General features: G+C 61.5%; 24 protein-coding genes. 7 read left to right on the top strand and 17 right to left on the bottom strand.

What is annotated here, in order from left to right; genetic code table 11:
- Nucleotides 1–15 precede the first annotated feature (15 nt).
- Together ACI7M0_RS14430 and yghU are read right to left on the bottom strand one after the other, a co-directional pair.
- Nucleotides 16–1,719 carry an amidase gene (locus ACI7M0_RS14430; protein WP_121783603.1) on the bottom strand — a complete coding sequence of 568 codons (1,704 nt, stop codon included), beginning with the start codon at nucleotides 1,717–1,719 and terminating at the stop codon, nucleotides 16–18.
- 191 nt (nucleotides 1,720–1,910) lie between these two features.
- Entirely contained in the window at nucleotides 1,911–2,753 is an 843-nt protein-coding gene (yghU, locus tag ACI7M0_RS14425) for a glutathione-dependent disulfide-bond oxidoreductase (protein ID WP_104887530.1), read from the bottom strand.
- Between the two features lie 201 nt (nucleotides 2,754–2,954).
- Here yghU and ACI7M0_RS14420 point away from each other — a divergent pair, with 201 nt between their 5' ends.
- Entirely contained in the window at nucleotides 2,955–4,001 is a 1,047-nt protein-coding gene (locus ACI7M0_RS14420; protein ID WP_129932749.1) for a dienelactone hydrolase, read from the top strand.
- Here ACI7M0_RS14420 and ACI7M0_RS14415 read toward each other — a convergent pair.
- The 5 genes from ACI7M0_RS14415 to ACI7M0_RS14395 form a co-directional block, all read right to left on the bottom strand.
- Nucleotides 3,963–5,156, bottom strand: coding sequence for an MFS transporter (locus ACI7M0_RS14415; RefSeq protein ID WP_129932750.1), 1,194 nt, complete (start codon nucleotides 5,154–5,156; stop codon nucleotides 3,963–3,965). The genes ACI7M0_RS14420 and ACI7M0_RS14415 overlap by 39 nt on opposite strands.
- Nucleotides 5,157–5,399: 243 nt before the next feature.
- Nucleotides 5,400–6,986: an ABC-F family ATPase gene (locus ACI7M0_RS14410; RefSeq protein WP_076402996.1), complete on the bottom strand. Its 1,587-nt coding sequence runs from the start codon at nucleotides 6,984–6,986 to the stop codon at nucleotides 5,400–5,402.
- A gap of 20 nt (nucleotides 6,987–7,006) precedes the next feature.
- The gene (locus tag ACI7M0_RS14405; RefSeq protein ID WP_129932751.1) at nucleotides 7,007–8,200 is read right to left on the bottom strand and encodes a site-specific integrase; all 1,194 of its coding nucleotides are present in this window, start codon (nucleotides 8,198–8,200) and stop codon (nucleotides 7,007–7,009) included.
- Nucleotides 8,201–8,412: 212 nt separating this feature from the next.
- Nucleotides 8,413–8,910: a hypothetical protein gene (locus ACI7M0_RS14400; RefSeq protein ID WP_064490682.1), complete on the bottom strand. Its 498-nt coding sequence runs from the start codon at nucleotides 8,908–8,910 to the stop codon at nucleotides 8,413–8,415.
- Between the two features lie 53 nt (nucleotides 8,911–8,963).
- Entirely contained in the window at nucleotides 8,964–9,884 is a 921-nt protein-coding gene (locus ACI7M0_RS14395; RefSeq protein WP_256658240.1) for a phosphohydrolase, read from the bottom strand.
- A gap of 72 nt (nucleotides 9,885–9,956) precedes the next feature.
- Between ACI7M0_RS14395 and ACI7M0_RS14390 the strand changes: the two genes are divergently transcribed.
- Nucleotides 9,957–10,142, top strand: a complete 186-nt coding sequence (locus ACI7M0_RS14390; RefSeq protein WP_064490681.1) for a hypothetical protein — start codon at nucleotides 9,957–9,959, stop codon at nucleotides 10,140–10,142.
- 16 nt (nucleotides 10,143–10,158) lie between these two features.
- Here ACI7M0_RS14390 and ACI7M0_RS14385 read toward each other — a convergent pair whose 3' ends face one another.
- From ACI7M0_RS14385 to ACI7M0_RS14360, 6 genes are read right to left on the bottom strand one after another with little or no spacing between them, the layout of a single operon-like run.
- The gene (locus tag ACI7M0_RS14385) at nucleotides 10,159–10,389 is read right to left on the bottom strand and encodes a hypothetical protein (protein WP_129932752.1); all 231 of its coding nucleotides are present in this window, start codon (nucleotides 10,387–10,389) and stop codon (nucleotides 10,159–10,161) included.
- A gap of 46 nt (nucleotides 10,390–10,435) precedes the next feature.
- The gene (locus ACI7M0_RS14380; RefSeq protein WP_256658241.1) at nucleotides 10,436–10,801 is read right to left on the bottom strand and encodes a hypothetical protein; all 366 of its coding nucleotides are present in this window, start codon (nucleotides 10,799–10,801) and stop codon (nucleotides 10,436–10,438) included.
- The gene (locus tag ACI7M0_RS14375; RefSeq protein WP_129932753.1) at nucleotides 10,798–11,193 is read right to left on the bottom strand and encodes a phage protein NinX family protein; all 396 of its coding nucleotides are present in this window, start codon (nucleotides 11,191–11,193) and stop codon (nucleotides 10,798–10,800) included. The genes ACI7M0_RS14380 and ACI7M0_RS14375 overlap by 4 nt, the downstream gene beginning before the upstream one ends.
- Nucleotides 11,190–11,459: a hypothetical protein gene (locus ACI7M0_RS14370; protein WP_129932754.1), complete on the bottom strand. Its 270-nt coding sequence runs from the start codon at nucleotides 11,457–11,459 to the stop codon at nucleotides 11,190–11,192. The genes ACI7M0_RS14375 and ACI7M0_RS14370 overlap by 4 nt, the downstream gene beginning before the upstream one ends.
- Nucleotides 11,456–11,665, bottom strand: a complete 210-nt coding sequence (locus ACI7M0_RS14365) for a hypothetical protein (protein WP_129932755.1) — start codon at nucleotides 11,663–11,665, stop codon at nucleotides 11,456–11,458. The genes ACI7M0_RS14370 and ACI7M0_RS14365 overlap by 4 nt, the downstream gene beginning before the upstream one ends.
- Nucleotides 11,662–11,928 (bottom strand): hypothetical protein, encoded by a 267-nt coding sequence (locus ACI7M0_RS14360; RefSeq protein ID WP_129932756.1) that lies wholly within the window; start codon nucleotides 11,926–11,928, stop codon nucleotides 11,662–11,664. Before ACI7M0_RS14360 ends, ACI7M0_RS14365 begins: the two co-directional genes overlap by 4 nt.
- Nucleotides 11,929–12,130: 202 nt before the next feature.
- Between ACI7M0_RS14360 and ACI7M0_RS14355 the strand changes: the two genes are divergently transcribed.
- The 3 genes from ACI7M0_RS14355 (at nucleotide 12,131) to ACI7M0_RS14345 (ending at nucleotide 13,114) form a co-directional block, all read left to right on the top strand.
- Nucleotides 12,131–12,322, top strand: coding sequence for a hypothetical protein (locus ACI7M0_RS14355; RefSeq protein ID WP_129932757.1), 192 nt, complete (start codon nucleotides 12,131–12,133; stop codon nucleotides 12,320–12,322).
- Between the two features lie 158 nt (nucleotides 12,323–12,480).
- Nucleotides 12,481–12,783 (top strand): hypothetical protein, encoded by a 303-nt coding sequence (locus tag ACI7M0_RS14350; RefSeq protein WP_129932758.1) that lies wholly within the window; start codon nucleotides 12,481–12,483, stop codon nucleotides 12,781–12,783.
- A 106-nt stretch (nucleotides 12,784–12,889) separates the two neighbouring features.
- Nucleotides 12,890–13,114, top strand: coding sequence for a hypothetical protein (locus tag ACI7M0_RS14345; RefSeq protein WP_129932759.1), 225 nt, complete (start codon nucleotides 12,890–12,892; stop codon nucleotides 13,112–13,114).
- On the opposite strand, the gene ACI7M0_RS14340 is transcribed toward ACI7M0_RS14345, so the two are convergent.
- From ACI7M0_RS14340 to ACI7M0_RS14330, 3 genes are all read right to left on the bottom strand, one after another.
- Nucleotides 13,111–13,668 (bottom strand): hypothetical protein, encoded by a 558-nt coding sequence (locus ACI7M0_RS14340; protein ID WP_129932760.1) that lies wholly within the window; start codon nucleotides 13,666–13,668, stop codon nucleotides 13,111–13,113. The two genes, ACI7M0_RS14345 and ACI7M0_RS14340, sit on opposite strands and share 4 nt — an antisense overlap.
- Before the next feature lie 160 nt (nucleotides 13,669–13,828).
- A complete protein-coding gene (locus tag ACI7M0_RS14335) occupies nucleotides 13,829–15,772 on the bottom strand; it encodes a DNA cytosine methyltransferase (protein WP_129932761.1) in 1,944 nt (647 codons plus the stop codon).
- 73 nt (nucleotides 15,773–15,845) lie between these two features.
- Nucleotides 15,846–16,400, bottom strand: coding sequence for a hypothetical protein (locus ACI7M0_RS14330; RefSeq protein WP_165366970.1), 555 nt, complete (start codon nucleotides 16,398–16,400; stop codon nucleotides 15,846–15,848).
- A gap of 103 nt (nucleotides 16,401–16,503) precedes the next feature.
- On the opposite strand from ACI7M0_RS14330, the gene ACI7M0_RS14325 reads away from it, so the two are divergent.
- Together ACI7M0_RS14325 and ACI7M0_RS14320 are read left to right on the top strand one after the other, a co-directional pair.
- Nucleotides 16,504–16,770 (top strand): hypothetical protein, encoded by a 267-nt coding sequence (locus ACI7M0_RS14325; RefSeq protein ID WP_129932763.1) that lies wholly within the window; start codon nucleotides 16,504–16,506, stop codon nucleotides 16,768–16,770.
- A gap of 113 nt (nucleotides 16,771–16,883) precedes the next feature.
- Nucleotides 16,884–17,291: a hypothetical protein gene (locus tag ACI7M0_RS14320; protein WP_020193013.1), complete on the top strand. Its 408-nt coding sequence runs from the start codon at nucleotides 16,884–16,886 to the stop codon at nucleotides 17,289–17,291.
- Between the two features lie 55 nt (nucleotides 17,292–17,346).
- Here the strand turns inward: ACI7M0_RS14320 and ACI7M0_RS14315 are convergent, their stop codons facing one another.
- On the bottom strand, nucleotides 17,347–17,931 hold the full coding sequence (locus ACI7M0_RS14315) for a hypothetical protein (protein WP_129932764.1): 585 nt from the start codon (nucleotides 17,929–17,931) through the stop codon (nucleotides 17,347–17,349).
- Nucleotides 17,932–17,976 lie beyond the last annotated feature (45 nt).

Below are 17,976 nucleotides of genomic sequence, written 5' to 3'. Positions count from 1 at the left end.
GGGGCCCTGTAAGACTCAGCCGAGCGCCGGCGTGCGCGGCGGAATCATCCGGCGCGAGCCGGTGGCTTCGAACGCGGCAGCAAAACTCAGCAGCGCGTTGTCGCTATAGGCCTTCCCGGCAAAGGTCAGCCCCACCGGCATACCGATATCGGCCATCACGCCCATCGGCACGGTGACGGTCGGCACGCCCAGATGACGGATTGCCAGGTTGCCGTTGGCTACCCAGATACCGTTGCTCCAGGCGATGTCCGCCGATACCGGGTTGATATCGGCATCGGCCGGGCCAACGTCGGCTACGGTGGGGAACAGCACCGCGTCCAGGCCCAGCTTGTCCATCCAGTCTTCCAGGTCCAGCTTGCGGGTCTGCTCCAGGCCGCGCAGGCCGTCGGGCAGGGTCTCGATCTGGTCCCAGGTCTTCAGGCCACGTTTGGCCATGTTGACGTACTCGTCCATGCCGGCAGCCAGGTCATCTTCACGGTTGGGCAAGGTGCCCGGGTCGTGGGGGAAGATCTTCAGCCCGTCGACATCGGCCAGGCGGTTAAGCTTGGGGTCATCGTTGGCGCGCAGGAAGTCGTCAAAGGCCCAGCCCGACAGTTCCCACAGTTCGTCATGCAGGAATGCCTTGCTGACGATGCCGCGGTTGTACACGGTCGGCGCACCTGGGCGGTCGCCTTCGCAGTTGGACACCAGCGGGAAGTCCACTTCCAGTACTTCGGCACCTGCCGCTTCCAGGGCCTGGCGTGCTTGTTGCCACAGGTCGATCACAGTGGCGCGGGTGTTGATGCGTTGGCCGGTCGGCCCGCCGATGCCTGGCTTCTCGGAGGTGCCTGCTTCGGGATCGGCATTTATATACATGCGTGGTACGCCAAAGCGCTTGCCCTTGAGCGCGCTGGCATCTACCGCCAGTTCAAGGTACGACGCCGGACGTACCGTCGAGGCAGCGGGGATCGGCACCCATGGCTGCAGGCGCCAGAGGTCGCCGCGCTTGTCGGCGTCATCGGCTACCACCACGTCGAGGATTTCCAGCAGGTCGGCCATGGTGCGGGCATAGGGCACCACCACGTCCATGGTCGGCGTCAGCGGCCAGTTGCCACGCACCGAAATCACCCCGCGCGACGGGGTGTAGGCGCACAGGCCGTTGTTGGACGCCGGGCCACGGCCGCTGGACCAGGTTTCTTCGGCCAGGCCAAAGGCGCTGAAGCTGGCGGCGGTGGCGGTACCGGCACCGTTGGACGAGCCCGAGGCGAAGGGCGCGGTCAGGTAGTCGGCGTTGTACGGGCTTTCGGCGCGGCCATAGACGCCACGCTGCATGCCACCGTTAGCCATGGGCGGCATGTTGGTCTTGCCCAGGCACACGGCACCGGCGGCGCGCAGGCGCTCGATGGTGAAGGCGTCGCGCTGGGCGACCAGGTCCTTGAAGGCAGGGCTGCCGGAGGCGGCAGTCAAGCCTTTGACCAGGTAGCTGTCCTTGGCGGTGTAGGGGATGCCGTCCAGCGGGCTAAGCACCTGGCCCTTGGCGCGGCGGGCGTCGGAGGCCTCGGCTTCTTTCAGCGCCTCCGGGTTGCGCACCACTACGGCGTTAAGGGCTGTGGCTGTGTCGGCGCCATCGTAGGCGTCGATGCGCGCCAGGTAGGCCTTGACCAGCTCGACCGCTGTCGTGCGGCCCGACTCGAGCGCGTCGCGCAGCTCGGCAATGGAAACCTCGGTTACCTCGATCATGCGTTCACCAAAAAATGTGCAGGTGGGGGCTAATGCGAGGAGTGTACAAGAAGGGCTTGGCCGACGCAGGTTTGCGCAGGGGCAAATGGTTTTATGCAAGGGGGCATTGTCGGGGGCATTCACAGGTATTGCCCGGCCCATTGTGGGGGCGGCCTTTCAGTCACCAAAGGGCCGCTCCCACACGGTTTGCGTCAACCTTCCAGGTCTGCGGCGCTATGGCGCTCCGGCACCTGGCTGTGTTCATCTCCCCAGGTACGGTTCACGCGTGTACCGCGCTGCACAGCAGGGCGCAGGGCGATGTCCTCGGCCCAGCGCTGTACGTTCGGGTACTCGTCAACCGCCAAGAACTGCGCGGCGTCATACAGGTTGCCGCGCACCAGCTGGCCATACCACGGCCACACGGCAATATCAGCGATACTGTATGCCTCGCCGCCCAGATAACGGCTTTCGGCCAAGCGGCGATCAAGTACGTCCAGTTGACGCTTGGCCTCCATGGTGAAGCGGTTGATGGCGTACTCGAACTTTTCCGGTGCATACACGTAGAAGTGGCCAAAACCACCGCCCAGGTAAGGCGCCGCACCCATCTGCCAGAACAACCAGTTCAGGCATTCGGTGCGCGCAGCCGGCGATTTTGGCAGCAAAGCACCGAACTTCTCTGCCAGGTACAGCAGGATCGAGCCTGATTCGAACACCCGCACCGGCGGCTCCACGCTGCGGTCGAGCAGGGCAGGGATCTTCGAGTTGGGGTTGACCTGGACGAAGCCACTGGAAAACTGATCACCCTCGCCGATGCGGATCAGCCAGGCATCGTATTCGGCACCGGCGTGGCCCAGGGCAAGCAGCTCTTCAAGGGCAATGGTGACCTTGACGCCATTGGGCGTGGCCAGGGAATACAGCTGCAGCGGGTGCTTGCCCAGCGGCAGGTCCTTGTCGTGAGTCGGGCCGGCTACCGGGCGGTTGATGCTGGCGAACTGGCCGCCGGAGGCTGCGTCGTTGCGCCAGACTTTGGGTGGCACGTAGGCAGGCTTGCTCATGCATGAATCTCCTTCAAAGGCGCGAAAACGGTCACGTGAAAACGTTGACCTGCATCTATGCCATGGGTTCGACACAATGCGCAAATGCGCAGGGTGCAGGCGCAGCTTGCATGACGGCGGTTTCATCCAGTTTTCATCCGGCACAACGCCGGCCGGTTTTATGCTGGGTTATCACTTCGTCTTGCAAGGAACCGCTGGCCGATGACCCTTGCACGCTGCGTGTTGGCGCTGGTCCTGCTCGGCGGCCTGTTGGCCCGCGCCGAGGCCGCGCCGTGGGTTGCCGGCCTGCACCTTATGACCTTGACCGACCCGGTCGATAGCCGCCCGATGCAAGCACTGGTGTTCTACCCGGCCTTTGGCAAAACCCGTATCAGCCGTATAGACGGGTATCCCGTCGACGTGGCCGAAGAGGCGCCCGTGGCCATGGGCCGATTCCCGTTGCTGGTGCTGTCTCACGGCAATACGGGCAGCCCACTGGCCTTGCATTACCTGGCAACGTCGTTGGCGCGCCAAGGGTTCGTGGTGGTGGCGGTGGTGCACCCGGGGGACAACGTGCGCGACCACAGTCGCCTTGGCACCCTGAGCAATCTTTATGGGCGGCCGCTGCAAGTCAGCGCGGCGATCACCGCAGCGCGCGGTGATGCAGTGGTCGGGCCTTATCTGAATGACGGCAAGGTGGGTGTGATCGGCTACTCGGCCGGCGGAGAAACCGCGTTGATCCTGTCTGGCGCACGCCCCGACCTGGAGCGTCTGCGTCAGTACTGCCTGGAGCGCCCGCATGACGCAGACGCCTGCAAGACCCACGGCATACTGATTGCCGACCGCAGCGAACTGGCGCCCGAGACCGACCCGCGAGTGGGGGCGGTCATGTTGATGGCGCCGCTGAGCCTGTTGTTCGGGCGCCATGCGCTGGCCGGGGTACAGGTTCCCGCACTGATCTACAGTGGCGACAGCGATCAGCTTGTCGCGGTAGACCGTAATGCCGAGGCCCTGGCCCGCAAACTGCCGGTCACACCGGACTACCGCCTGTTGGCGGGTGCCGGGCATTTCGTGTTCATGGCCCACTGCGATGCCGAGCAGTACGCGCGAATGCCGGCGCTGTGCAAGGACGCCGACGGCGTCGACCGCCGGCATATCCATCATTCGCTGCAGCGAGAAACGGCAGCGTTCTTCAGCCAGGCGCTGGGGGCGCCAGCGCCGGCTCAGCGTTCAGCTGCGACGGGCGCGCCGCGCCAGCCACAACGTTAGGCCGACCCCGGCTAGGGCGAGCAGGGCAGCCACGCAGAAGATCGAGGCATACCCCAGGTGTACCGCCACGGCGCCCATCACCGGGCCGGCAATGGCCAAGGCCATGTCGAAGAACACAGCATAGGCGCCCAGCCCTGCGCCGCGGCTGCTGCTGGGGACTTGCTTGATCGCTTCCACGCCCAATGCCGGGTAAACCAGCGACAGCCCGAAACCGGTCAGCCCGGCGCCAACCAGCGCCCAGGGCGGCGAGGGCGCCAGCCACAGAAGGCTCAGGCCCAGCACTTCGGTGGCCATGCAGGCGACCGCCACGTTGTAGCCGCCAAAGCGGTTGACCGCGTTGACGAACAGCAGCCGCGAGATGATGAAGCACACGCCAAATGCACTCAGGCACCAGGCCGCGCCGGCCCAGCCGCGCTCGAGGTAATACAAGGTGACGAAGGTGGTCAGGGTGCCGTAACCGATCGAGGCCAGGGTCAAACCCAGGCCGCACGGGGCAACCCGGCCGAACGCCGACCAGAAGGGCAGGCGCTCGCCGCGTACCACGACCACGTCGGGGCGCTTGCGAAGCACCAGCAGGGCAAGGGTTGCCAGCACCAGCAAAGCCGGCCCCAGCACGCTGAAGTCCAGCCCGTCCACGGCCAGCACGCCCATTGGCGCACCGATGGCGATCGCGCCATAGGAGGCGATACCGTTCCACGAGATCACCCTGGCAGTGTGTTCGGGGCCGACCTGGCTGATACCCCAGCTCAAGGTGGCCACGCCGATCAGCCCTTGGGCGATGCCCAGCAGCAAACGGCCACCGAGTAGCAGTGTCAGGCTCAGCAGCGGTAAGGTGAGGGTCCAGGCTGACAGCAACGTCAACACCCCGCAACCGGCAATCCCCAGCAGGCCAAAGCGGATGGCCTGTTTCCCTCCCAAGGTGTCCGCCACCCTCCCTGCAAACGGGCGGCTCAGCAGCGTGGCCAGGTACTGCAGGCCAATCGTTACACCGGCGATCACTGCGCCAAAGCCGAGTTGGTCGTGCACATAGCTGGGCAGCACCGCGATCGGCAGGCCGATGCAGAGGAACGCAATGAAGGTATAGAAAACGATCGACAGGATCTGCAGGGTGATGTGCAGCGTGTTACTGGCGGGGGCAGGTTGTTGCGCGGTCATGGGCTCTTTCGCGGGCGGGCGGTTGGGCGTGGTCCCATCATGGCCGTTGCGCGAAGGAAAAGACAGCAGGCTAACGAATTATTCGTCGGGCCGTGCCGGTCGGTGGGATGGATGGTGGCCTCTTCGCGGGCTAGCCCGCTCCCACAGGGACCGCACAGGTATTGGACGCTTGTGGGGCCTTGGGAGAGCGGGCAAGCCCGCGAAGAGGCCCGGCCATCCGAGATGGCCAGGCCGTACCATCAATCAGACCAGCACACCCTGGCTACGCAGGTAGTCGTCGTAGGTACCGCTGAAGTCCACCACACCATCGGCCGACAGCTCGATGATGCGCGTGGCCAGCGACGACACGAACTCGCGGTCGTGGCTGACGAACAGCAGGGTGCCCGGGTAGTTTTCCAGCGCCAGGTTCAGCGCTTCGATCGATTCCATGTCCAGGTGGTTGGTCGGCTCGTCCATCACCAGCACGTTCGGTTTCTGCAAAATCAGCTTGCCGAACAGCATGCGACCTTGTTCACCACCGGAAATCACCTTCACCGACTTGAGGATTTCGTCGTTGGAGAACAGCATGCGCCCCAGGGTGCCGCGGATAACCTGCTCACCAGAGGTCCACTGGCCCATCCAGTCGAACAGGCTCATGTCGTCTTCGAAGTCGTGGGCGTGGTCCTGGGCGTAGTAGCCCACTTCGGCGCTGTCGGTCCACTTCACCGAGCCCGCATCCGGGGTCATCTCGCCGACCAGGGTGCGCAGCAGGGTGGTCTTGCCAATACCGTTGGGGCCGATGATCGCAACGCGCTCGCCCGCTTCGACGGTGATGTCGAAGTTCTTGAACAGCACCTTGTCGTCGAAGGCTTTGGCCATTTTCTCGACGACCACCGCCTGGCGGTGCAGTTTCTTCGCCTGTTCGAAACGAATGAACGGGCTGACGCGGCTGGACGGCTTGACCTCGGCCAGCTGGATCTTGTCGATCTGCTTGGCACGAGAAGTGGCCTGCTTGGCTTTGGAGGCGTTGGCCGAGAAGCGGCTGACGAAGGTCTGCAGCTCGGCGATCTGGGCTTTCTTCTTGGCGTTGTCCGACAGCAGCTGCTCACGCGACTGGGTGGCCGCGGTCATGTACTCGTCATAGTTGCCCGGGAACAGGCGCAGCTCACCGTAATCCAGGTCAGCCATGTGGGTGCAGACGCTGTTGAGGAAGTGCCGGTCGTGGGAAATGATGATCATGGTGCTGTTACGCGCCGTGAGGATCGTTTCCAGCCAGCGGATGGTGTTGATGTCCAGGTGGTTGGTCGGTTCGTCGAGCAGCAGCACGTCCGGGTCCGAGAACAGCGCCTGGGCCAGCAGGACACGCAGCTTCCAGCCCGGAGCCACTTCGCTCATCGGACCGAAGTGCTGGTCCAGCGGAATACCCAGGCCCAGCAGCAGTTCACCGGCGCGGGACTCGGCGGTGTAGCCGTCCATTTCGGCGAATTCGGTTTCCAGCTCGGCGACGGCCATGCCGTCTTCTTCGGTCATTTCCGGCAGCGAGTAGATACGGTCACGCTCGGCTTTGACTTTCCACAGCTGGCCGTGGCCCATGATCACCGTGTCGATCACGGTGAATTCCTCGTAGGCGAACTGGTCCTGGCGCAGCTTGCCCAGGCGGGTATTCGGCTCGAGCATGACCTGGCCTGCGGACGGCTCCAGGTCACCGCCGAGGATTTTCATGAAGGTCGACTTGCCGCAACCGTTGGCGCCGATCAGGCCGTAGCGGTTGCCGTTGTTGAATTTGACGGAAACGTTTTCGAACAGCGGCTTGGAGCCGAACTGCATGGTGATGTTAGCGGTGGAGATCAAGGAGCTTACCTATCAATAACTTACGTGGCTTCTTCGCAGCTACGGACCAATTTCGGACCAATTTGGAGCTTTTCCAGCTCCTGCCAGTCGTTGGACGAGTTAATCCAGCGCGCATAAGTCGATAAGAGCATCTGCACGCTATGCCCGAGCTGTTGGGCGATAAATGCGGGGTTAAGACCAGACATTAAGCATATTGTCGCATAGGTGTGGCGGCAGTTATACGGGGGGCGGTATCTGATCCCCAAACCCTTGAGGATCGGGCGCCACTGGTGGTGCAGGTCCGACGTCTGCTTGACGTGCTCCCCATTCTTCCCAGGCGGGAAGACGAACGGCGATTCGGTGAATTGGCCTTTGCCCAGCCTGCGGCGTTCTGCGTACTGCTTGGCGAACTCCAGGGCGTGCAAGGCCCTGTCGTTGAGCAGCACAAACCTATCCTTCCCTGTCTTCGTCCTTTCCTCAACTACCCCGAGCGCGATCGTTCGCCGCACGTGGACTGTCTTCTTGGTCGTATCGACCGCATCCCATCTCAATGCCAGGCCTTCGGACAAACGTAGGCCAGTGAAAAACATGAATTCGAAGAAAGCCGCATAGATCTGGCTAGGCCAATGAGGGTGCTTGTACAGCTCAGCGATGATCGTATTTGCCTCGTCTAGCGTAAAGGGATCGACCTCCTTTCTGGAGCGTGCAGGCAACTGAATTGCTTCTGCGGGATTTCTCGTGATCAGCCCGTCCATCACAGCTGAGCGCAGGATGGTCGAGAGCTTCACCATTGCGTTGCGCTTGACCGACGGTGATGTCCAGGTGATTGCGGCGACAATCCGCCTCAGTAAGGTCGAAGTGATCAGGTCAATGCGCACCAGAGCAAGGTGTGGCACCCAGTACAGATTCAGGGTGCCTTTGTAGTTCAGTCTGGTGCCAGCGGCGATCTCACGACTGTCCAGCCACAACTGGGCGTACTCACCGAATGTTGGAACGCCGCCCACAACCGCGGCGGAACTGGGGAACAACTCCGCGTACTTGTCGTGGTCGAGGAGGTTAAGCTTGATCAGGCTGTTTACTTTATCGCGAAGCTGGGATGCAGCCTTGATGCCTTTTTGTGTCGGGGGGTAGGGAAGGGTCTCACTTCGGCGAGTACCTTCCCACATGAACCTGAGCCGGAGCGAGCCATAGTGGACGTCGATTCCAGGGGGTAAATCCATTGGCTTTCCAGCCATTCGTCATACCTCTTTTTGCTGTAGATGATGCGTCCGCCGTGCTTCATCCAGACGCCTTCAGGTATCGCTCCGCGGAGGCGCCGGCCTTCCAGGGCGCGCTTGGTGCAGCCGAGCAGGTCAGCCATTTTCTGTTCTGTGACCTTGTCGACGTCACCGGTACTTTCGGTTTCCATGGGATGGTCTCCACGCCGCCGGTGGCGGCAGGTTGGTGGTCAGGCTGGGGTCTTGGCCAACACTGCGTCGGTGATCTTGATCGCGGCCTGGGCATCATCGACGTAAGCTGGATCGAAGCCTCCGGCGTAGTGGATCACCCGCTGGCAGGCGTCCAGCTCTTTGCGAGCCAGGCGGAGTGCTTGAACCAGTTCTTCCTGCAGCTCTCCCTCGGCCCGGCCGATATCCCAAAACCGCTGGCCCCAGTGCCCCTCGGGCGGCTGGTTATTGTTCTGTTTCCCGGCCGCCATTGCCCCTACGGCTACATCGCATACCCCGGACTTGTAGGCGTTGTCGCCATCAAGGCTCAGCGCAGCACGCCGGCGTAGGGTATTCACGACCTCATCAGTAGCGACACCGCGGCCCATCAGGACGATGTCTTGCTCAGGTTCGCCTGGTACGTAGATCACTAAGGTGAGCTTGGCTCCTGGCACCAGATGGTCGCTGATCTGCACCAGGGCATCGTTGGCTACTTCGTGGAAACGGTTTATTGCGGACATAGGTGATCCTCGACCGACAGCCATTGCCGCCGGCCTTGAGTGGAAGAGGGGAGTTACTTGGTCAGTTCGTGGCCGAACGGCACGCGGAAGCCGGAAGCGTTGCGGTGGCCACCACCGCCGTATTGCTTGGCGATCTCCGACACATCCATGCCATCGTCTGTGCTGCGCAGGCTGAATACGCGGCCATCAGGGGTATCCCAGTAGCAGGCGGCGAAAGGTTCACCCTGGGCCATGAGGTGACCCGCATCGCTGGTGAGCGTGTATGGCAGGCTGGCCACCGGCACATTGTGACCGCCGATGACCAGGCGGCGCTTGGTCACGGCCACCAGCTCGGCAACGTCCTTCTGGTGCTTTCGCTCAATCGCGGCGCCGTCCGAGCGGAGGGACTGCACATCAGTCGCCATGAGCATGTCCCAGACTTCGAAGTCGTAGGGGTAGCTGAAGAGGTTGGCCTGAATCTCGCGGGTGCCATCCAGCTGGAACAGCCACAGGTCCCGGTCCTCGATATGGCGCAGTAGCATTGGCGGCTCCTGCCCGGGGAAGAAGTGGTCCCAGGCGAGCATGGCGCCGCTGCGGTTCATGTCGAAGCAGCAGGCGATAGCGGGGGAGTTCTGCGAATTCATGGAGATGTGGGCGCTTTCCCAGCCCAGTGCGACCGACCCGTCGGGGTGCCGACCATCCACCCGAACGCCGGCGTGGAAGGGCGGGAACTTGCCAAGGTCCTCGGCCGCCGATTTGTGGTGGTCCAGGATGATGATGCTGTTGGCCTTCCAGCTCAGCCTGGCCATGACTTCGTACTTGTAACTGAAGTCGACGATGATCACGTCTTTGTCGGTTACATCAGGAGGCTCCTGACCATGCACGCCGGCAACGAACTCAACCTGCTCGCCTAAGGCCTTGCGGACGACCCAGGCGCCGCCGAAGCCGTCAGCGCAGTTGCCATGGTAGATGCACATCGTTTTGCGTTCAGACATAGAGGTTCCTCGCCCGCGCACAGCGGCGGGCACGCATGTTTAAATAGTGCCCCCAAAACAAGGAGCATTGAAATGGCAAAGGAAGTCAGGAAGCCGTTTGGCTATGTAGCGGTCACGCTCATACCCACGGGCATCGGGTTCGTTATGGGCGGGCTGCTGTCTGACCAGCCGGCATTCCTCTACAGCGGCCTGGGCATGGCTATACCTGGGGTGTTGCTAGCCGCGACGCACTTCTGGACGACCCGTCGGCGGGCTTGAGTGGTAGGGGAAGGGGTTAACGCTTCTCGAGGTCGGTGGTGACGGCTTCGACGATCACCGGGCCCAGGATGCGGGTTGTAGCGACGTGATCCTTGAAGACGTTATTCAATCGCCCAATTGCCGCTTCGCGTGCTTGGCGGTAGACCTGGTCCAGGGTGCAGTCCGGGCCCCATGAGCCGAGATTCGTCATCTCGCTGGTGATAGTGACTTTTGCGCCGGTGCTGGTTCGTGCGTGCGGCTTGCTCATCGCGGCCCCCTGTAGATCAGGTAGGCCATGTAAATCAGGGGCAGGATCATGGCTGGCCCTCCTGTTGCACGCCAAGCTCTCCAAGTACCTCGGTGGCAATGGCAAAGCCGGGGCTACCGAGCGGGCATTCCTTGATGATGCGGTTTAGTCCATCGACCAGGTCGCGGGCCGTGCCGATCATCATGTCGGCGTCGGCGTCCATATTCAGGCCGAGGGCTTCACCAATGCTGCCGATGGAGACACAGGCATCCAACAGCATGCGCTTGCTGCGCTCGGCGTCCTTGCGCAGCGCTTCGTTCTCGGCGAAAAGCTCAAGGGCACCTTCGGCCAAGTACCTGTGTTGTTCGTCGCAGCAGAACCGTCGGTCGTTCATCACCCGCTCAGCCAGCGCTTTCAATGCTTCTCGATTCACGGTATCAGCTCCTTCGGCACTTGAATGGTATCGCCGAGCTTGTAGTGGACCAGGCCCCGGCAGAACGCAACCAGCGCAGTGGGGCCGTAGCACCAAACTCCTGCGCCGGCGGGGCCGCCTGCATAGCAGGTGTCTTCGGGAAGGCCGGGTATGTGTTGAGCGGTGCCTTTGTGCTTGTCGATCAGCCGGCCTCCGTGGTCCCAGTGAGAAGAAGGGCGATAGCCGAAACCTTCGGTTGCGCCGCGGATGCTGATGCTGATGGGGTCAGTTCGGGTGCGCCATACCGTCGTTCGGCACACAGGATCTGCCTCGAAACCCTCGGCCCTTGCCACGGCCCAGTCCAGCGGAGCGCCGACCAGGTTGGATACCCTCACCGCGATCAGATCGGTCATGGCTTCACCTCAGCCAGATATTCATGGCAAAGTTTGCCGGTTGCGATGTGCTCAAGGTTTCCCTGGCCGTTGGTGCAGAACTCGCCTTTCGGCAGGTACAGGCGATCGAACTCGCCGTGCCATTCCTGGATGCTTGGATCGCATGCGGAGCACAGCATCCAAGGCTGGCTTGGCAGACCGCGCCACTGCCCTTCCATGCGGACCCAGAAATTGCTGGTGGCCGTGTTCTCTCGGCAGCCACAGGCGTAACACTGGAACAGGCTCATGGCATCACCCCAATCATTTCCCCTTTCAGGGTTGCTGTGGCCTTCATGTCCAGCAGCATCGCGGCGGCATGTTCTGCCGAGATGGCGTGCAAATAGCCGCTGAACGTACCGTCAGGGGTTTCATAGTCGAAGGTGAATAGCTTCCAGGTACGGCCGCCAACCTCACAACTGATCTGGAGCTCGACTGTTTTCGATAGCTGACTCACAGCTGATACCTCTCATCAATCCAGCGCCCAGGCGCCAGTGCGGGTGTAGGTTCGGGTTGTGTTTCGTGCGGGGAGAGCTGGCGCTGGTTGCCGGCCTGCAGCTGGCTGTCGGGGATGCAGCTTATGCCTGCGCCACTTCCGGCCTGATAGATCCAGCAGGTGGCACCGCGCTCATCGTCATGGAAGACGCGAACCCCATACGGTAAAGGCGCTGCGCTGGCGCCGGTGGCCAGCAGCAGGAGGCAGAGGGCGAGGCGGGTCATGGCTGCGCCGCCTGGCTGTCTTTGCCTCGGTCGACGGCCACACGTTGGATTAGCTTGATTTCTTCAGGCATGACTTCTCCTTACGCTGCTGATTTCAGCGTGTGCTGGGAATAAAATTGGTTACTGAGGGGTCTAGATAGCAGACGGCCAGCAAGCCCTGCTCAACAGAGAGTGGGCTGCGAGCGCCGCGAGAGAAAACAAGATGCTGAACGCCGACCAGAGATATCGTGCTTATCAATTGCTGAAGGAGCTCGATAAATCGACTGCTGCATTGATGAATCGAGTGGCCTACAGCCACGGGGGTAAAATTTGCTGGGAGGAGGATCTCGAAGCTCAGCGTAAGGCGTTTCAAGAGTGGATCGTTTTTGCCGTGACTATCCGGGATGACGTGTAAGAACTTCGGCGAAAAATTATACAAAATCGTAAATATGTATAGTTTTTGGCCAATTGTCGGAACGAGTTCTCAGTTTCGGTCGTTTTAGTTGTCTCTATGGTTAGGTTCGCTATGTTGTTTTTCACGACCTAAAGCAGAACAGCTGGAACGGAGGAATTATGAGAATTCGAGGACCGGCATATTGGGACTGGGCCGACCCAACGCTTCACCATCGTACCCATGACGAAATTCTCGACGACGGCACCATGGTTGATGTTCAGGTCAGATTGTCCCGCACAGGCACTACCCAGATGTTCATCGGCGTCTACGCGCCGGCTGGAAGTGCTCTTCATGAAGAGGCGTTTGACTCAAGACCAGGTGAGTCGATGACCAGAGCTTTGGCCTGGGGCGTTGGGCGTGCTCGTCAGATCGCCACTGAGGGGGGAGCTGTAACGGAAAAGCTCTCCGCCTGCTCGAAGTAGAGGAGTGATGGGCTACATCAATAGAGTACAAGTGTGCTCTTGTGCGTTTTTCACATACGGGTCATCGGTAGAGGGCTAAACTCAGCTCCCCAACTGGAGAGCAGCCATGACCACAGAAAGGGTTATGCATTTGGAGCACGCGCTGGCGGCGGTCTTTGCAGCAGCGGAGCAGCAGGGCATCGACATCGGTGAACTGCGCCGCCAGGCCATTGGCGGGCTCATAGGCAACACGTCCTGGCAATGGGTAAATGCCGAGCGGGTGCCTGGCGCAATTGCGGAGATCGAAAGTGCTCTCTGGCTGCTGGAGCGAGAGCCAGAGGAGGCGGGTTAAAACGACTTTGTTTCAGGCCTGCGCTCCAGGGCGGCGCGAGCGATAGAGCCGTCTTCGACGAACCAGGCCTCATTCTCGTGCCACAGGACATTGGCGGGTTCTCCGCTCACGCTGTCCCAGTCGCTGCCAATGTCCTCCGCGAAGTGGTCCCGGTCAGCGTAGAACTTCAGGGCCTCTCGCAGCCGCTCGACCTCTGCGGCATCGATCATCGGGCCCAGGCCAACAATCGGCAGCCCCGTCTCCGCCGCATCCCGCTCTGCCTCTTCTTTGGTCCACCAGATGGCAGTACCAACCATCCAGGCGATAGGGTCGGGGTGGGGGTACGGGGCAGGAAGCAGATCGGCCAGAGTGATATCGGGCGCTTTGCATTGGGCGGCATCTATGGCAGCCATCGCCAGGTCGCAGTCGCGCATGCCTGGCACACCCTTCAGTCGAGTGATGCACGCTGTGGCGGCCTCGACCTGCTGCTCTGTCCAGATGCTGCGTTCTACCAGCATGAACCCTTCGGGCACGCTGACCATCTCTGTGTTGCTGGATCGGTTTTCTGTGGGCATGGGGATACCTCGTAGGCCAGTGATCCTGCCGAAGCTGCAAGACAAGCTGGTCAGTGTGGATAGCATGAGGCGAAACCTTAACTGGAGGCCTCATGCTGAGATTTATTGAAAGAGTTGAACTTGCGGTCAGGCTCATCGAGGCGATTGAGCTTTTTCTAACTCACGCAGCGGCTGCCTGGTGCTGGCTGGATTTCCATGGGTCGTTTGCTCTTGCGAGGGCAGCCATAGGCGGCGGGCTGACGCTATTGCCGCACATGTGCACCTGCTCCGTTTTGGTGAACGGCTTGCCGTCGGCACCCTTGTCGATTATGTAGCTGGCCGGGAAGCCCTGAGCGCGGTACAGCTCGTGGGGCTGCAGCATGCGCAGGCAGATGTCGACGATCACATAGGGCGTGCCCTTAACGAAGACGGTGACCAAGCCCAGGCGGTCCTTGGTGGTCACCGTTGGCGCTGGAGCGTCGCAGGCGCTTATGTTCTCTGTGCCGTAGTAGCTGATGAGGAATGCGGCGACGCGTAGGGCGCCTTCTTCGTGCTCCGGCGATAGCTTGTACTCGACCAAGGCATGATGCTCGGCGCCGGCGGTCATTGTCGGCACCAGGTCATCTACGGGACGGCCTACGCAGTTGCGCCGGAGCGTGGCCAGGCTGGCCGTTACCAGGCGCTGCTGGCTGCCGGTGTTGGTGACCGTGGTCAGCGGCTCGTCCGCACCTTTCGCTGGCGTGTTGTTGAATCCGCCGTTGGCCTGCTCGATGAAGGCTGTGCACACGCCCATGGCATGGGCAGCACCCGCAGGCCTCTTGTAGTTGCCGCCGCTCGTGATGGTCGGCACCGGGTCGGTGATGGCTGCTCCTTCACTGTTGAACCTGAATTTGACCAGATGCGCCGATGCCAGCGCCCGGTGGCTTTGGGTCATCAGCGTTCCCATGGGCTGGTCAGCTGCTACTGGCTTACCGGCATACATCGGGCCGCCGGCCCCGACCATCACGGGGCTGGCCATCATCAGCTCGCCACGGTTGGCCGCAGTAACTGTTGGTAGTGGATCGCCCGGGTTGTTCACTCGGTCGGCGCCCTGGTGTGTTGCTGGAAGAATCACCGGGCTTGCCATGGCGAAGGATCCACCGCGCGGCCAAGAGGTCACCGTGCGAAGTGGCTCATGCGCCGACTGGGCCAATTCACCCGACCAGTTCGCAATCGGCACGATGAAAGGCTGCGGGTTGTCCAGCACGAACTTCTTCATGCCCTTGGCGACCCGGCGCAACGTTGCGTCGGCCAGCGGCTTCTTCCGGCCGAAGATGCTCTTGCTCTGCACGGTCCAGTCAATGCAGTCGGCGGCGGTGCGCCATTTCTTCTGGCCCTTGGCTGGGTTCTTGGCGTGTGTAGGCTCCGGCCACACGATTGGCTGGCCATCGCAGCGGGCGATCATGAACAGGCGCTCGCGGCTGGTCGGCGCGCCGAAGTCGCAGGCCTTGATAACGCGCCATTCCACCTTGTACTCCATGCCTTCGAGCAAGTGCACGAACCGGCGCCAGGTGATGCCGCGACGTTTCGGGTCGGGCACTAGGAATTGCTGTTGCACCGGTACGCGCTCGCCAACGGCGGCCACGGTGCCATCAAGCTTCATCACCCTGCCGGTGGCCTTGTCTCGTTTGGCGATCAGCGGGCCCCACTGCAGGATCTGCTTCACGTTCTCCAGGCTTATGACCCGCGGTCGCTTCTTGCCGGCCCACTTCAGTCCAATCCAAGACAGGTTGCGGATCTCGCGCTTGCGCGGCTGCCCGCCGGCGGCCTGGCTGTGGTGGGTGCAGTCCGGGCTCATGTGGAACCAGCCAACTGGCCGGCCCTGGCATTCCTCATCCGGGTCACCGTCGAAGACGTCGGTGGTGAAGTGCCGCGCCGCCGGATGGTTGGCGGTGTGCATGCTGATGGCTGCAGGGCTGTGGTTCTTGGCCACGGTGACTGGCCGGCCCAGGCCCATCTCAAGCCCGGTACCGGCACCGCCGCCGCCGCAGAAGAAGTCCACCACGATCTCATCGTCCTGCGGGTCGAAGCCAAGGCCGTACTGGGTTTTGAAGTCGAGCGGGTTCTTTTTCTGGAATGCAGACATGGGCGGTCCTCGCCGGTGGGGCGTGATCGTTATCGTTGAATAGGGGAAGGCGCTGGCGGGCAGCGCTGGAGGATCAGGCGGCTTTGCGCGCGCTCATGACGCCTTGGCGAGCAGCCTGGTATTCGCTACCAAGCACCTCGACCAGGCCTTCGACATGATCTGCGGAAGAAGCTGAGCCGAGTTGCAGGTACACGGCGCCGTCGTGCTCGAAGCACACCCCGCCGAAGAACCACACGTTCCCTCGCTCGACACCTACGCCTGCCCACATTTCGTCGCTGTCGATATCGGCCGGGCAGTGTTCCTTCCACTGCTCCAGCAGCCGCTCGTGATTGGCCTTTTCGAGTGCACGCGCTTCTTTGGTGATGCCCTTGGCATGCTTGGCCGAGCTACGCAGCGCGCGGTAGCCATGTTCATCAGGTCTCCGCCAATGCACATCCAGGTCGGCGCTGGCGCTGAGCTTGATACCGCCAACGAAGTTGCGTGTGCCGCTGTACATCGGTGATGCGTGGCCGCCGAACACTTTGCCGAGTTCGTCGCGCTGCGCATTCCATGCCGCCCGCTTTTCGTCCCAGGCGCGAACCGCGGCCAGGACCTTGGGTGATTCGGTTTTGTAGAAGAAGTGGCTCATGGCTTTCTCCATGCGTGCGCCGCCTTCTGTAATCGTTACAAGAGGTGGCAATTTGATGTCATATCGTGTTTGATCTGCACCGGCGTTCTAAGGGAGAACCAAGGTGCTGATCGTCGGGGTAGTGGAAAAGATCAATGTCGATCGCGTTGCAATCTGGGTGGAGGAGCAGGGCAGCTACAAGATCATCAGACTGCGGTCACCTGCGCACATTGAACAGGGCGACGTGATGTGCTGGTCTGATGGTTTGGAGGGATCATGTACCTACTGGAACGCGACCAAAGGCTGGAATGCTGAGGTGAGCGTGCAGGCTCAGGATGTCGCGATTGATCTGCTAGCGTGCCACCTCCGGGGAAGCGTTATCTTTGAGTAGGGGAAGGCGCTGGCGGGCAGCGCCGAGTGATATGCTTCGCCGCTCACCAAACAAGGATGGTGGTAATGGGGTTGCGAGATCGAGGAAGATCGCCAAGATCAGGAGCTGCCGCGATGAAGACCCGAACGGCATCATTCATAGGGCTCGCGATTTGGATAGCGTTTCTTTGGCTGGGAAAGCCATCTGCGTCGTTGATCAGCTATTCTGTGCCGTTTGGAATTGCTCTGATCGCCACAGGCCCCCTCGAACTGATCCCAGATCGTTGGCACAGGCTTAATTTCCTCGTCAATGCCCTGGCGACTGGATTCTTCTTTGTCAGCATCATGTTTGCGATAGTGGCAATCTCTTTCGCCCTGTCATTGAGCACAAGCGAGCGTTCGATTTTCTGCCTTGCTGGATGGGCAACGCTGTTGATTGTTTACCATTTCGCAATCCCTCGGCTGAAGCGGTCGCCTTTTCACCGACTCAGCCAGGATAGAGGGATGTACAGCCCTCCAACGGATGACGATAAACGGAACTGAGATCAGATAGGCCAATGCCGGAGCAGATTAGTCGCTGACGGGCAGCGCCGGAGGGTCAGGCCGCGCGTCGAATCTTTTCGGCGCGGCGCTCAGCCAGCTTGAGTCGAAGCGCTTCCTTGTAGCTGGCCTTGGCCGCTTTCATGGTACGAGCCCAATCGCCTGCGACCTCAACAGTCTCGTAGGGCGACCAGTGCGCGAAGCGGGTAGGCCGGCGATGCTCGCAGTAGGCACTTCCGCGTGGGTAGCGGACCATCCGGTATTCGTAGTTGCCCCAGGAGCCGCGCTGCTGTATCTGCGGCTGGTTGATCCCGAGGAAGTGGGCGAAGCCGTCATAGCATTCGCACTCGTCGAGATAGGCATCGAACTTGGTGTACTTTCGCGGAGGCGGCGGCGGGGGAAGCTTGGCCAGCGCAAACTGCTTCCCTTCAGGCGTTGCCCGGTACACCACGTCATTAGCATCACAGAACGCTGGCGCCTTGCCTCGCGTCATCAGGCCTGCCTCTACCAGAACATCAAGGTTGTTGGCGTCGTCATAGCCTGGGCTGGTGAGGAAGTGGTTTCTGCCGCCAGTTCGGCAGCCTGGATTTAGGCCCAGCGTGTGCCAGAGCAGTTCGAGTTGCTTCTGGGTGGCTTCGATCATGGCTTTCTCCATGCCAGAGGTACGGCCCCTGAGTCGGGGCCGCTT

The sequence above is a fragment of the Pseudomonas sp. 10(2024) genome, from assembly GCF_045164175.1.
GTDB classification, from domain to species: Bacteria; Pseudomonadota; Gammaproteobacteria; order Pseudomonadales; family Pseudomonadaceae; genus Aquipseudomonas; species Aquipseudomonas alloputida.
Note: the sequence above shows the minus strand (reverse complement) of the source record. Positions and strands in the feature narration are given on the sequence as shown.